We start from the raw sequence: 14,570 nt of genomic DNA on the forward strand, positions 1-14,570 counted from the left end.
TACTCAAGGAATCAATCTTTCAAGTCAAGAACAGTATGGTATAGTTAAACTCGTTGAGGTGATAATATGGTGCAGAGAAATTGGAAGATTTTTTTACTACCTTATGAACAAGCAGTAGCAGAACTAAAAATTAAACTTCGAACTTTACGAACCGAATTTATTGAACAAGGCACACATTCTCCGATTGAATATGTTACCGGACGAGTCAAGTCGGTTGATAGTATTAAAGAAAAGATGCATCGTCGCTATATTGCTGATGAATTATTAGAACAAGATATGCAAGACATCGCTGGTTTACGAATTCAGTGTCAGTTTGTAGAAGATATCTACCAAGTGGTTGATTTATTACATGATCGGACAGATTTAGCGGTGGTTGAAGAACGAGATTACATCTCTAATAGTAAAAAGAGCGGCTATCGTTCTTATCATATGGTGATTAAGTATCCAATTCAATTAACTAGTGGTGTCAAAGAAATTTTAGCCGAAATTCAAATTCGGACCTTGGCCATGAATTTTTGGGCAACGGTGGAACATTCATTAAATTATAAATATCAAGGTGATTTTCCCCAAGATATTAACTCCCGTTTAAAAAGAGCGGCTGAAGCTTCCTTCATGTTAGATGAAGAGATGTCCAAAATTCGCGAAGAAATTCAAGATGCCCAGAAGTATTTTACCGATCAGAAATTTCCTAGTTTACAGGCCAACAAGGAGGAAAGCGATGCGAGTCTGGATTCAAAGTAATTCTAAGTCCACATCTTTGGCAATTCAACGACAGTTACGTTTTAAGCTTTTGCAGCAACATATCAAAATTTCTGAAGAATACCCTGATTTGGTGATTACTGTGGGCGGTGATGGAACTTTTTTGAGTGCCTTTCATCGCTTCAGTAATCAATTAGATCATTTATTGTTCATCGGAATTCATACCGGACATTTAGGTTTTTATACCGACTGGCAAGATAATGAACTTGATGATTTGGTGCGTCTAATTGTACAAAATCAAAAAAAAATTATCCGTTTTCCACTCTTGGATGTGAAGGTAAGCTATACCAATGGTCATCAAAGTCATTTTTTGTCTTTAAATGAATCGATTATTAAACGTGTCTCCCAGACGATGCGGGCCGATGTTCTAATTGATGGCCATAAATTTGAACGTTTTCGTGGTGATGGGATTAGTATGTCAACGCCGACCGGTTCGACAGCCTATTCCAAGTCAATTGGGGGAGCGATCGTTGATCCATCATTAGAGGTCATGCAATTTAACGAGGTAGCTCCGATTAATAATCGTGTTTATCGGACCGTGAACTCTTCCTTAATTTTACCCCAAAAGCAAATTTTAACTATTTTACCGGATCGCCAGACTGATTATATTGTCACAGTTGATAATTTGTCGTATGATCATTGTTCAATTCAAAAAATCGAGTATCAAATTGCCCGGGAAAAGATTCAAATTGCCGAGTATCGGCCCAAACAATTTTGGTTGCGAGTTAAGAACGCCTTTTTGGTCAATTGACAATGCAAGTTTATCGTTGGTCGAAAAACAATTATCAAACGCAATCTTTGCGGAACTTTCTGGAACAGCAGGGATTTTCCCGCCTGGAGCTCAAACGAATTAAGTATCGGCAAGGATTGATTTTTGTTGATCATAAGCAGCGTCACTTTAATTATCAATTGCATCAACCGGCGGAAATTTTGGTAGCTTTACCGCCAGAAGTTGGATCAAAACAAATTAAGCCTTTGCCAGGACCAGTGAATGTTCTTTATGAAGACGAAAATTATTTATTGGTGAATAAGCCAGCTCATTTGGCATCTTTACCAGCGTTTTCTAAACACAGTCCTAGCTTGGCGAACTACGTTAAGTATTATCTGCAACAAACGCAGCAAGCTAACGATGTTATTCATCTAGTTTCTCGCTTAGATCGGGATACCTCTGGAGTAATCACTTTTGTAAAAAATAGTTATGCACACCATCTTTTAGCCCGACAATTTCGCACGACCAAGATTTTAAAGGAGTATTACGCTTTTGTTCCTGGAATCTTTCAAGCACCTAGTCAAGGAACAATTAAAGAACCGATTGCGATTGATCCTGACCGTCCGCATTTTCGCAAGGTTAGTCCACAAGGAAAAATGGCGATCACTAACTATCAATTGGTGTATCAATATGAACATTACGCGCTGTTAAAGGTACACTTAGTGACAGGTCGGACGCATCAAATTCGAGTTCATTTAGCTTACTTGGGATATCCGCTGTTGGGCGATCAGGCTTACGGAGGTCCTTGTGATTTAATTAAGCGGCAGGCCCTACATTGTCGGCGCTTTCGTTTTTGGGATGAATTAGCCCAGCAGTTTCGGACGGTAGAAGCTCCTTTTCCGACCGATTTACAAGAACTTTTAAAATCAGATGTGAGGTGAGAGCATGGCAGAAATGGAACTAAGGGTTAAAAAGCAAGCTAGCAAATTGCTGGCTTTATTAACACAGCAACATACAAAACAATTTCGAAAAAACTTCTTGGATATGCATTTTTATGAACAAGGACAATTTTTCTTGTCATTGGATGCTCAGCAAAGAAAACAACTTTATCAAATTATGGCTCCAGATGAAATTGGGGATATGTTTGATACTCTCCAGGGAGATGAGATTGATGGTTCACTGCTTCTGGGAGAAATGGATCTTAAGTATGCGACCGATGTTTTGGATAGCATGTATGATGATAATGCCGCCGATTTGCTTGAATATTTAAATAAATCTGAGGTCGATCGTTATTTAAAATTAATGCCGGAAGCTGATGCTAATGAATTGCGCGGGCTCTTACATTACGATACCGAGACTGCCGGAGGATTAATGACGACGGATTATGTCGTATTGCGGCAAGATTTAACGGTTGGTGCAGCCCTGAAATCTCTGCGAAAATTTGCCCGAACCGCAGAAACCATCTATTATCTTTATATTGTTGATGATTCCAACGATTTAGTGGGAATCATGTCTTTAAGAGAATTATTTACGCATAGTGAAAAAGCTGTTTTGAATACCGTAATGGCGCAAAATGTTATCTCAGTGTACGTTGATGATGAACAAGAAGAAGTCGCCCAAGTTTTTCGGGATTACCAATTCGTGTCCTTACCAGTTGTTGATCATGCCCATAAATTAGTGGGAATTGTCACGATTGACGATGTGATTGAAGTTATTGATGATGAAGCCCAAGATGACTATTCTAAGTTAGCCGGGGTTGATGTTGACGAATCGGATACAAATCCGGTTAAGGCGGCGAGCAAACGGCTGCCGTGGTTGATTACTTTACTATTTTTAGGAATGATCACAGCTACTTTAATTTCGCACTTTGAAGTCCTTTTAAGTCAAGCAAGTATTTTAGCCGTCTTTATTTCTTTGATAACGGGGACGGCCGGAAATGCGGGGACGCAAAGTTTAGCGGTTGCAGTTCGGCGATTATCGTTTGGTAATGAACACACCAAAAAATTATTCGGCTTATTATCCAAGGAATTTATTACCGGAATTTTGATTGGTCTGGTGACGGGGTTCACAATTTTTTTGGTCGTCGGGATTTGGAAGCATAATTTTGTTTTAGGATTAGTAATTGGTTTAGCCATGATGGTTGCAATCTTCGTAGCTAACTTAGCCGGTAGTTTAATCCCGATGTTGATGGATAAATTAGGTTTTGACCCAGCGGTCGCCAGTGGCCCTTTTATCAGCACTTTGAGCGACTTGACTAGTGTTTTGATTTATTTCAATATTGCCTCTTTGTTTATGGGCTTTTTTAAAGGGATGTAATCTTGCTTAATTTTGTAAATTGGTTCACAGAAGCTTTTCAGCAAGAACAGAAATAACGCCGCAAGATGGGACTTGGCAAAATGATCCTCATATTTAGTGAATTTGAATAAGCGTGCTCCATAAAGCGGCTTCGGCAGTCGTCTTATGGAACATGCTTATTTTTTTAAGTCAGGGAGTTCTTTTGAAATTGAGAATTTAGTAAGCAAGTAGTTTTTTAAAGTAAAAAAGACTTACCAAGTTTTTAAACTGGCAAGTCTCAACAGACCCAAGTTAAAAATTTACTTTAAGAAACCAAAATAGCCAATAACCGCTACGGCAAGGACAATCCGATACCAACCAAAAGCTTTGAAGTCATTTTTCTTAATGTAATCAAGTAAGAATTTGATGGCAAAGTAGGCAACGACAAAGGAGACGAAAGTTCCCACTAGAAGAACTGTCAATTGTGATCCGGTAAAAGTATTTCCTTTGAGGAAGAATTTGACTAACTTAAGGAAGCTAGCGCCAAACATTGTTGGAATTGCCAAGAAAAAGGAGAACTCAGTTGCTACGTAGCGAGAAGTTCCAATCAAAATTGCTCCCAGAATGGTTGCTCCCGAACGAGAAGTCCCTGGGATTAGCGATAGGACTTGAAAAGCACCGATAGCTAAAGCAATGCTGTAAGGTAAAGTATTTAGATCCGTTAAACGAGCAGAACGCCGTCGATTGTAGTTTTCAATGATGATAAATAAAATCCCGTAAATCAAGAGGGTTGCCGCAATTACGGACCAAGTATTAAAGTGTTCATCCATGAAATCATTAAGGGGTAAACCCACAATGACCGAGGGGATACAAGCTAAAATAACTTTGAACCAGAGAGTCCAAGTGGCTCTTTTTTCCGGAGCTCTTTTTTTAGGAGAAAACGGATTTAATTTATGAAAATAAATCACAATTACGGCTAAAATGGCTCCTAGTTGAATCACAACCATGAACATATTAATAAAAGCGGTAGATTCCTTAAGTTTGACAAATTCATTAGCTAAATAGAGGTGACCTGTAGAACTGATCGGTAGAAACTCAGTAATTCCTTCAATAATTCCCAGAATTACAGCCTTAAATATTTCTAGCATTTTTTTACCCACTCCCGGTTTTAATAAAATTCACAACTTATTGAGGCTTTTTAAAAGACAATACAGGTTCCTTCCGGAACTTGGGTATCGTGATTATTAAAAGTTAAATAGCCCGTTTGTGAATTACAATTAAAAATTGTAACATCATTTGACTTTTGATGGGGAACTAATAGATAATTTTCTGTTAAATCAAAATTAAAGTCGCGGGGAAAATCACCGCGGGTTTTGATAGTTTGCAGATGTTCTAATTGTTTTCCGGCGTTTTGGACTTCAAAGGAGATGATTGAATTATGACCCCGATTGGAAGTATATAAAAATCGTCCATCACTGCTGAGTCGGATGGCGGCCGCCGTATTATCCCCCTGATAACTTTCTGGTAAGAGAGAGTAGCTATTGAGGAGTTCAAAGTTTCCGTCCTGATAGCCTAAAACCAAAACTGTGGAACTGAGTTCACAGATACAATAGGCAATTTCTGGATGTTGTGAATTAAAAATTAAATGACGGGGGGCACTTCCGGCGGTAACGGAAAAAGTAGTTTGAAGTTCAACCTGGCCGGTATCAGTAAGATTGTAAGTTGAAATGAGGTCAGTTCCGTAATCACAAATGATTAATTTTCCATCGGGGCTGAGGTGGGCACAGTGGGGATGAGAGCTATCTTGTTCTGGACGAAGACTTGATCCGGTTAACTGGATCGTGTCGGCAATTGTCAGGGTTTTATCGGGATTAATTCGGTGAATAATTACTTGACCCGTGTGGAAGTTAGCGGTGAAGAGGAGCTGTTTGGCCTCGCTAATTTCGACGTAGGCGGGAGAAGTTTGAGGTTGATAGCTGGTACCTAGATATTTGAAATCTTGATTAACATCGTAAGCAGCGATACCTCCCCGCTGATCTTCTTGCATAATTGTATAAAGAATATTAGCGTTTGAAAGGGCAAAGTAAGTAGAACCTTGGGTATTTACGACTAATTTGACCGAGCTTAATTGTCCTGTTTGACTATCAAAATCTAGCTGGTAGATTCCCTGGCTACTTTGCTTGGTGTAACCACCGATTAATAATTGTTCGTGCATAATTTGGTTTACTCCTTTATTGTTATTCTATAATATAGTATTACAAAAAAGCGTTCGCAAGCGGAAAAATTTAGAAAGGGGCGTGGAAAAATGCCTAAGCGCCGACATACTTGGTTCACACAATGGTTTTTGGATAATAAATTAACTGTGGTCTTGTTAAATATCTTGTTACTATTATTAATCATTGCTTTGTTTTTAAAAGTTCGTGCAGTATTCACCCCAGTGGGACAAATTTTAGGAATCGTTTTTCCGCCATTGGTGGTGGCGGGAATTTTATACTACTTAATCAATCCCGTAATTAACTGGAGCGAAAGTCATTTTCGTATTCCGCGAATTTGGTCGATTAGTGTAGTTTTTGTGCTCGTGATTGGAATCTTGACTTGGATCGTAGTTTCTTTAATTCCGATTGTTCAAAGTCAAATTAACTCAATCATCAATAATTTGCCCGATTATTGGCATAGTTTTCAACGGGCATTAACTAAGCTCAATGCTAATCCCTATTTTCAACGGCTTCATTTAGATCAGAGTTTATCCGTTAGCAAAGTAACCAAATCTCTATCCCACAGCTTTAATGGGGTTTTGGGGACAGCCTTGGGGAATTTAACTTCTGCAGTCACCGTGATTTCTAACTTGGTAATGATTGTCTTAACAGCCCCTTTCGTCTTATTTTTCTTATTGAAGGATGATCGTAAAATTCAGCCCAAGATTATTAAATATGTGCCGGACCGTTTAAAGGTTTCAACGGCGGCTACTCTGTCAGAAATTAATCGGTCCTTAAGTTTATATATTCGTGGCCAATTGACCGTTGGTTTTTGGGTTGCCGTAATGTTTGCGGTCGGCTATTTGATTGGACAGATGCCTTATGCTTTATTACTGGGAATTATCGCCGGAATTTGTAATTTAATTCCTTATGTTGGTTCGGCTTTAGGCTTGATTCCAGCTTTGATTATCGCGCTTTTGTACGGGCATGGTTTGATTTGGATTGTAATCTTGGTCTTTCTTGTCGAACAAACGATTGAAACGCGGGTGGTTTCTCCTTTAGTAATGGGGAATAAAATGAATATGCATCCCGTCACAACTATTTTCGTTTTGTTAGTTGCCGGAGGGATGTTTGGCCTTTTGGGAGTGATCTTTGGAATTCCTGCCTATGCTATTTTAAAAATCCTAATTTCTAAAACTTTTGCTTGGTTCCGCCATAATTCAATTTGGTATCAAGATGATTCTGAATTTCTGGCTGAATTGCCGCAAGTTAAGAAGCCAAATAAGTAAAATTAAAATTGCTTAAATAAAAAATAAGCTCCTACGATCCTCAAGAGTTGGGGAAGTAGGAGCTTTTTTGGTTAGTTAATTTGATCACCGTTATAGATAGAGTTTTTTAAGATAACGTAGTTAACCTTCGTGAGATCTGCGAGCCTTCTTCCGCCAGCATAGGAAATAGAGGATTGAAGATCTTCTTGCATTTCCTTTAAAGTGTCTTTAATTGAACCACGATAAGGTACCGTTAGCTTTTTACCTTCGATATTCTTCCGTTCTTTCTTTTGAACTTGAGAAGCTGAACCGTAGTAAACCTTGACTTTCTGAGCACCTTGTTCCAGAACTTCTCCCGGATTTTCATCGTGACCGGCCATTAAAGAGCCAATCATGACCATATGGGCGCCAAAACGGATTGATTTAGCGATATCTCCGTTGGTTCGAATTCCACCATCGGCAATAATTGGCTTGTGAGCCGCTTTAGCACAGAGGCGTACGGCGGCTAATTGCCAACCGGCAGTCCCAAAACCAGTTTTAATCTTGGTAATGCAAGCTCGACCAGGACCAACACCGATCTTAGTCGCATCAGCACCGGCTTCTTCGAGGAATAAGACGGCTTCAGGAGTAGCTACGTTTCCGGCAATAACAAAGGTTTCTGGCAACTTTTGTTTTAAATACTTAATCATTGCGGCCACGGTATTCGAATAACCATGAGCAATATCAATGGTTACATATTCAGGGATACTTTGGGCAGCAGCTAAATCATCAATTAATTGATAATCGGCAGCTTTAATACCAATACTGATTGAAGCGTAAAGTTCTTGCTCATGCATTTTTTGAACGAAAGCCAGGCGGGTTTCTGGTTCAAAACGGTGCATAATATAGAAATAATCATTCTTGGCTAGCCAAATAGCTAGTTGTTCGTCAATGACGCTAGCCATATTGGCAGGAACTACGGGGATTTTGAAGTGACGGTTGCCCAATTGAATTGAAGTATCTGCTTCACTACGGTGTTGTAAAACACATTTTTGGGGAACCAATTGAATATCTTCGTAATCAAATACATTAAAAGGATTATTTTCCATATATTAACGCCATCCTCGCTTACTTTTACGAATATTTATTTTGCGAACTCTGAAAATCGTTCGCAATATATATTTAAATACATTTCTCAAATAAGTCAAGAGAAAAATTAGCTTGCTTGTGACCTCCAGCCAGTATATAATCTTTCATGCGGGCTTATTTCGCGTTCTTTTATCAGATTTAATATTTGATAAAAGCATCCGATAAGAGTTAACTAACGTATTTCCTTGCTGCATTTAGCCGAGGAAATACGTTTTTTATTGGCTTATTTGTGCTAAAATTGTTAATGAATGAGATTAAAGGAGTCAATGTATGACAAATCATATTGCATTATTCGAGCCCTTGATGCCCGCAAATACGGGAAATATTGCCCGGACTTGTGCCGGAACTGATACGGTGTTGCACTTAATTCGTCCCTTGGGTTTTAGTTTAGATGATAAGCATCTAAAACGTGCTGGTTTAGATTATTGGGATCAAGTTAAAATTGTAGTTCATGATGATTTGTCAGCTTTTTTGGAGCAAGTACCGGATTTAAAACATTTATACTTAATCACTAAGTTTTCAGACCGAATTTATTCAGAAGTTGATTATTCAGATCCTGAACAGGATTATTATTTCCTTTTTGGCAAGGAAACCACGGGTTTACCGGAAAAATTCATGCGCCAGTATCAAGAGCAATGTTTACGGATCCCGATGACGGGGCACATTCGGGCTTTAAATTTAGCTAATACTTGTGCGTTGGTGATTTATGAAGCAGTGCGGCAGCAACATTTTGCTGGGTTGGAATTAACCCATCTTTATCCCCAAGATAAACTACATTAGTTAAAGAGGAGGAATTATGATGGCTATTCCCCAAGGGCCGATTGTGGTGCAAGCTTTTCATTATGATCAAGTTGATCCTGATACACCGGCGAAAAATGAGATTCAAGTTCAGATTCAAAGCTATCCGGAAATAGATTCTGGAGCTGATTCTAAAGATTATTTTCAAATCTTAGCGCCATTTGAGATTCATCCAGAAGCGACAAACTTTATGGTTTCGGGCTTACTAGGACAGGTAGTGCAAGTGGAAACAGCAGCGAATCAAACAGAACTAGCACCGGAACTTTTACAAGAACTTTCGCGGCCACTAATTGAACAAATTCAAATATTAACTTATCAGGTAACCGCTATTGCTGATGATCGGGGTTATGATTTAAACTTTACTCCCAATGTAAAATAGTTTTTTGAGGAGAAGTTGATTAAACAACTTAGTTAGTCGTCGGACTAGTTAAGTTGTTTTTTAGCCTTAGCTGGTTAATTAATAAATAAAAGAGTTCGGCGTTAGAATTGGGTGATTTTTTAAATGAACGATAAGCAATTATTAAGGAGAAGAAATGGCAACTCGACAAAAAATGACCAAAAGAAAGACAAGGACTACTAGGAAGAAGACGAAAAAAAAGCAATCGCAAAATTATTGGGTGAATTTTTGGGGCTTCTTTTTACTAATTTGGTCAGCTTTTGCGGGTTTTAAGTTAGGCTTAGTCGGTTACTTTGGGGCTAATCTCTATCGCTTTTTAGTTGGTAATGCTTTTGAATTTTTAGCAGTTGTGCTTGGTTTAGTTGGTCTTTTAATGGCTCTAGGAGGGCAGATACCACGTTTAGGAGCTAAACGTTATCTGGGTTTAGTTTTATTTTTCTGCGGCTTAGTGACTATTTTTGAAGCCTTACTTTGTCAAAAATTAGATTTAAAGACCGATATTTATGGAACCACCGGGCGAATTATTATGAATGACTTGTACAATCAGCAAGTTATAACCGACAGTGGTGGTGGTCTAACCGGTGCAATTTTATATAGTGTGCAGCAACCCCTATTTTCAACTGGGGGAACATGCTTTTTGAATAGCCTGTTGCTGCTTGTGGGGCTACTCTTATTTTGTCGAGTTGAAATGGGACAGATTATCCCGATTTTTCAAAACTTGGCACGGGGAATTCTCTCTTTGATCCAATTAGTCGATTGGCATAAATTACGAATACCCGAATTTAAGCCTTGTAAACGTTCCTCTGCAGCTTCTAAGCCAAAGAAAAACGTTCGTTCTACACCTGCAACCAAGCAAGAAATCACGTCTCAACCCCAACCATCGGTGGATGATTTTACGATCGAAGGGCCGCCGCAGGCTAGCTCACCGGCACCAGTAGCTCCTAGTGTTTTGGAGCCCGAACCAGTTTTATCGCCTGCTAATCCAGAAGAAAAAGACTACCAGTTACCATCAGTAAAATTATTAGACCCAATTAAGCAGACAGATCAGTCGGCGGAATATGATTTAATTGCCCAAAATCGCCAAAAACTCCAAACAACCTTAGCTAGTTTTGGCGTCGAAGTTGAAGTTAAGAAAGCGACTCTCGGTCCGACAGTGACTAAGTATGAAGTTCAACCGGCGGTGGGAGTTAAGGTGAGTCGGATTGTCGGTCTGGCTGATGATTTGGCTTTAGCTTTGGCTGCTAAAGATATTCGAATCGAAGCCCCGATTCCGGGAAAACCTTATGTGGGAATTGAAGTGCCTAACCAACATCCCTCGATGGTTTCTTTTCGTGAGGTAATTGAACAAGAACCGCCACATCTTGGTCAAATTTTGACAGTACCTTTAGGAAAAGATGTCTACGGGCAAATTGCGATGTGTAATTTAATACAGTTGCCACATCTCCTAATTGCCGGATCAACTGGAAGTGGAAAATCAGTGGCCATTAACACTATTATTACTGGAATTTTGATGCAAGCTCGACCCTCACAAGTTAAATTGATCTTGATTGATCCAAAGATGGTCGAATTAAGTATGTATAATGGAATTCCGCATCTCTTGATTCCGGTGGTTACCGATGTGCGTAAGGCAACTAGTGCTCTGCAAAAAGCAGTTGATGAGATGGAGCGCCGTTATAAATTATTTGAAAAAACGGGTCATCGAAAAATTGAAGAATATAATCAAGCGGTCGATCTTAATAACCAAGATCCAACGCAAGCAATTCAAGATAAATTACCATATATTGTAATTATTGTTGATGAGTTATCTGATTTAATGATGGCCGCTGGACGGGATGTAGAGACAGCGATTGTTCGTTTGACGCAAAAGGCGCGGGCCGCAGGCATGCACTTAGTCATTGCAACTCAACGACCCTCAGTTGATGTTATCACCGGTTTAATTAAAGCTAATGTTCCTTCACGAATGGCTTTTGCAGTTTCAAGTAATATTGATTCAAGAACGATCTTAGATAGTAATGGGGCGGAAAAACTATTAGGACGGGGCGATATGTTATTTATTCCACTTGGTGAATCTAAACCGCAGCGAATTCAAGGAGCCTATATTTCTTCTGAAGAAGTGGAACGAGTCGTAACTTTTGTTAGTGAACAACAGGAAGTTGATTATGATCAAAGTATGATTCCTAGTGCTAATGATAGCTCGACTAATTCCAAGCAAGAACCAGATGATGCTTACTGGCAGGAAGCTGTCCAGTTGGTGGCTCGAGAACAAAAAGCCAGCGTTTCGATGCTGCAGAGGCGATTTAAAATCGGTTATAACCGGGCCGCTCGTCTAGTTGACGCCATGGAGGAAAAAGGAATTGTCGGTCCTAGTCGCGGAGCAAAACCCCGGAAAGTTTTAGTTGAACGCCCAGAAATTGAGGATGTACGTACAGATGAATAAAGGACGAATTTTTGATATTAGTAGTGGAGTAAGATTGTTATGGTTGCCGACAAAAAAGTTTCATGTGGCGCGCTTAGAGTTGAATTTTATTGCTCCGCAAGTTTTAGCAAAAACCACGAGTCGGCGTTTACTAGCCAACTTATGGCAACGTTCTAGTGCCAGTTATCCCACGGAATTGTTGTTGTCACGACGTTTGTCAGCTTTATATGGGACAGAATTGACCGCCAAAACTGAACTTTGGCAAAACTTGAATGTTTTAACAGTGGTGATGACAAGCCCCTTGCGTTATCAGACGACAGATATCTTTAAGGAAGCTTTACAATTAACTTTAGATAATATTTTTTATCCTAATTTAAATGCTCGCAAAGATCAATTTCAAGAGTCGGCTTTTTTATTTGAACAAAATAATTTGGCCAATGCTTATTTAAGTTTAGAAGATGATTACGCTTTAAAGGCGGCCTTGGCGATGCGCCGACTACTTTACCAAAGTAATCCGGACCTCGCAGTCCCTGCTTTTGGACGAGCTCAAGACTTAGAGGCTTTGAATCCGGGTAATTTATTTGCCCAAGCCCAAGATGTCTTGACGACAAATGGAATAATTGCGACAGTAGTTGGGGACGTTGCCCCTGGAACAATCGAAAAATTGGGCAAGGACTTGGCCCAATTTGCGGCCAATTATCAGGCTATCCAGTATCAACAGCGGCGTTTAATAACTTTTCCAACGGTGCCAATTAAAGCTCAAGAAACGTTACCTTTACAGCAAAGTCAACTAGCGATCAGCTATCATTGGATTCAACCGCTCTCTAAAGCCGTGGTTCAAGTTTTGAATATGATCTTAGGAGGTGACGATCAGGCACTCTTATTTCAAGAAGTCCGAGAGGGAGCCGGTTTAGCTTATTCGATCTATAGTACAGTCAACTTTTATCAGAAATTTTTGACAATTCAGGCCGGAGTTGATGCGCAAAAGCTTTCAGAAACGCAAGATTTAATTGCCAAGCAGATTAAATCTTTGGCTCAGAGGGTTACTCCCGAACAGTTGCATCACGCTCAACAAGCTTTACTTAATAAATTTTTAATTGCCACTGATAGTATTGCCAGTCATAATCGGCGTCTATTAGCTCAAGCATTAACTAGGAAAGAACCGGTTGCTTTAATACAGTATCGTAACCAAATTTTACAAGTTACTGCCGATCAAATCCAAACGGCCGCCCAAAGTTTATCTTTAGTAGCCGAATACCAATTATTAGGAGCAGATCATTAATGGATGGATTAAGTAGTGTGCCAATTAATAATCAGTATCACTTGCCTTTACGGGCCATCGTCAATCCTGACTTTGCTCAAAGTTATGCGGTGGCTATGGTGGATTTTGGAGCTCTAGACTTACAGCTAAATGAGCGGCAAGCAATTCCCGCTGGCAGTGCCCACTTTTTGGAGCATAAATTATTTGCGAAACCTGGTTACGATAGTTCGCAAAAATATGCTCAATTGGGAGCAACTTCGAACGCTTTCACTAGTTACAGTAAGACCGCTTATTTATTTAAAACAGTTGATCATGTCGCTGAAAGTTTACAGGTCTTGTTAGACCTAATTAGTCAACCTTATTTTACGCCGGAAAATGTGGCCCGAGAACGAGAGATAATTACCCAGGAAATTCAAATGTATGCCGATATGCCGGATTGGATTTTGGAGCAAACTACTTTAAATAACCTTTTTCCGCAAGATCCAATTAATTATGATATTGCGGGAACGGAAGAGTCGATCAAGTCGATTACCCCCGAAGGATTAATGCAAATTTATCACCAATATTATTCAACTGCCAATTTACAAATAGTTTTGGCGGGCAATGTTAACCCCAGTCAGATTGAAGGCCAGTTAGATCACTATCTAGAAGGCAATTCAGACTGGCAAAAATTTTGCCAGCCGCGTCCCCAGTTGCGATTACAAACTTACCCCCATTTGGCTCTTCCGGTGACCCAAGCAGAAATTACCGGTGCCAGTCAAAGACCGCATATGATGCTCGGAATTCGTTTAGATACTGAACAAGAACAGTTGCAAACGATGATTCCTCGACAAAATCAGCTAGAATTATTACTCGAACTGATTTTAGGAGATAATTCTTGTTTTCATCAAAAGTTAGTCGATGCCGGATTGATTGATGATTCTTTTAATTATAGTGTTAATATTGAACGCTGTTACGCTTATGTTTTAATTAGTGCAGAAACCGATGAAGCTCAGAAGTTGGCCTTTCAGATCTCCGATTATTTGTTTAGCGGTCAATATGAGACCGACATACAAGCTGCTGATTTAGAATTGCTAAAAAAAGATAGTATTGGTACTTATTTATTTATTCAAGACTATATGGAAAGTCTAGCGGTTGAAACTGCGGAACTAGCTTTTTATCAATGGCAGTTGCCAGAAGTTTTGGATTTAATTAATCGGATTCCTTTAGCGGATTTACTACAATTAGGACGGAAAATTTTTCAAGCGAAGAATTCAACCGTCACTTATTTAAACCCTCGAATTGACTGACTCGTCTTTTTTTAAGAAAATTTAAATCGAGGATTGCTGGGTCCTGATAAAGATATTATGTTATACTCAAACTAAA

Annotated in this window: 13 protein-coding genes; 10 read left to right on the forward strand and 3 right to left on the reverse strand. The window is 39.4% G+C overall.

The window, feature by feature from the left end:
• The first annotated feature begins 69 nt into the window (after positions 1-69).
• From HU830_RS06495 to mgtE, 4 genes are read left to right on the forward strand one after another with little or no spacing between them, the layout of a single operon-like run.
• Positions 70-741 carry a GTP pyrophosphokinase gene (locus HU830_RS06495; protein WP_407647495.1) on the forward strand — a complete coding sequence of 224 codons (672 nt, stop codon included), beginning with the start codon at positions 70-72 and terminating at the stop codon, positions 739-741.
• A complete protein-coding gene (locus HU830_RS06500; protein WP_176942959.1) occupies positions 719-1,510 on the forward strand; it encodes an NAD kinase in 792 nt (263 codons plus the stop codon). The genes HU830_RS06495 and HU830_RS06500 overlap by 23 nt, the downstream gene beginning before the upstream one ends.
• Positions 1,511-1,512: 2 nt before the next feature.
• Positions 1,513-2,409, forward strand: coding sequence for an RluA family pseudouridine synthase (locus HU830_RS06505; RefSeq protein WP_176942960.1), 897 nt, complete (start codon positions 1,513-1,515; stop codon positions 2,407-2,409).
• A gap of 4 nt (positions 2,410-2,413) precedes the next feature.
• Positions 2,414-3,784 carry a magnesium transporter gene (mgtE, locus tag HU830_RS06510; protein WP_176942961.1) on the forward strand — a complete coding sequence of 457 codons (1,371 nt, stop codon included), beginning with the start codon at positions 2,414-2,416 and terminating at the stop codon, positions 3,782-3,784.
• Positions 3,785-4,062: 278 nt separating this feature from the next.
• On the opposite strand, the gene HU830_RS06515 is transcribed toward mgtE, so the two are convergent.
• Positions 4,063-4,890 carry an undecaprenyl-diphosphate phosphatase gene (locus HU830_RS06515; RefSeq protein ID WP_176942962.1) on the reverse strand — a complete coding sequence of 276 codons (828 nt, stop codon included), beginning with the start codon at positions 4,888-4,890 and terminating at the stop codon, positions 4,063-4,065.
• A 50-nt stretch (positions 4,891-4,940) separates the two neighbouring features.
• Positions 4,941-5,957 (reverse strand): lactonase family protein, encoded by a 1,017-nt coding sequence (locus HU830_RS06520; protein WP_176942963.1) that lies wholly within the window; start codon positions 5,955-5,957, stop codon positions 4,941-4,943.
• Positions 5,958-6,047: 90 nt separating this feature from the next.
• On the opposite strand from HU830_RS06520, the gene HU830_RS06525 reads away from it, so the two are divergent.
• Positions 6,048-7,226 (forward strand): AI-2E family transporter, encoded by a 1,179-nt coding sequence (locus HU830_RS06525; protein ID WP_176942964.1) that lies wholly within the window; start codon positions 6,048-6,050, stop codon positions 7,224-7,226.
• A 71-nt stretch (positions 7,227-7,297) separates the two neighbouring features.
• Here HU830_RS06525 and HU830_RS06530 read toward each other — a convergent pair whose 3' ends face one another.
• Positions 7,298-8,293 (reverse strand): GMP reductase, encoded by a 996-nt coding sequence (locus HU830_RS06530; RefSeq protein ID WP_176942965.1) that lies wholly within the window; start codon positions 8,291-8,293, stop codon positions 7,298-7,300.
• Positions 8,294-8,603: 310 nt separating this feature from the next.
• Here HU830_RS06530 and trmL point away from each other — a divergent pair, with 310 nt between their 5' ends.
• The 5 genes from trmL to yfmH all read left to right on the forward strand — a co-directional run bounded on the left by trmL (position 8,604) and on the right by yfmH (position 14,494).
• Entirely contained in the window at positions 8,604-9,113 is a 510-nt protein-coding gene (trmL, locus tag HU830_RS06535; RefSeq protein WP_176942966.1) for a tRNA (uridine(34)/cytosine(34)/5-carboxymethylaminomethyluridine(34)-2'-O)-methyltransferase TrmL, read from the forward strand.
• Between the two features lie 16 nt (positions 9,114-9,129).
• Positions 9,130-9,510 carry a DUF1149 family protein gene (locus HU830_RS06540; protein WP_176942967.1) on the forward strand — a complete coding sequence of 127 codons (381 nt, stop codon included), beginning with the start codon at positions 9,130-9,132 and terminating at the stop codon, positions 9,508-9,510.
• A 154-nt stretch (positions 9,511-9,664) separates the two neighbouring features.
• The gene (locus HU830_RS06545; RefSeq protein WP_176942968.1) at positions 9,665-11,965 is read left to right on the forward strand and encodes a DNA translocase FtsK; all 2,301 of its coding nucleotides are present in this window, start codon (positions 9,665-9,667) and stop codon (positions 11,963-11,965) included.
• Positions 11,958-13,226, forward strand: coding sequence for a M16 family metallopeptidase (locus tag HU830_RS06550; RefSeq protein WP_176942969.1), 1,269 nt, complete (start codon positions 11,958-11,960; stop codon positions 13,224-13,226). Before HU830_RS06545 ends, HU830_RS06550 begins: the two co-directional genes overlap by 8 nt.
• Positions 13,226-14,494: an EF-P 5-aminopentanol modification-associated protein YfmH gene (gene yfmH / locus HU830_RS06555; RefSeq protein ID WP_176942970.1), complete on the forward strand. Its 1,269-nt coding sequence runs from the start codon at positions 13,226-13,228 to the stop codon at positions 14,492-14,494. Before HU830_RS06550 ends, yfmH begins: the two co-directional genes overlap by 1 nt.
• The last annotated feature ends 76 nt before the right edge of the window (positions 14,495-14,570 follow it).

The organism is Bombilactobacillus apium (assembly GCF_013385145.1).
In the GTDB taxonomy this organism is placed as follows: Bacteria; Bacillota; Bacilli; order Lactobacillales; family Lactobacillaceae; genus Bombilactobacillus; species Bombilactobacillus apium.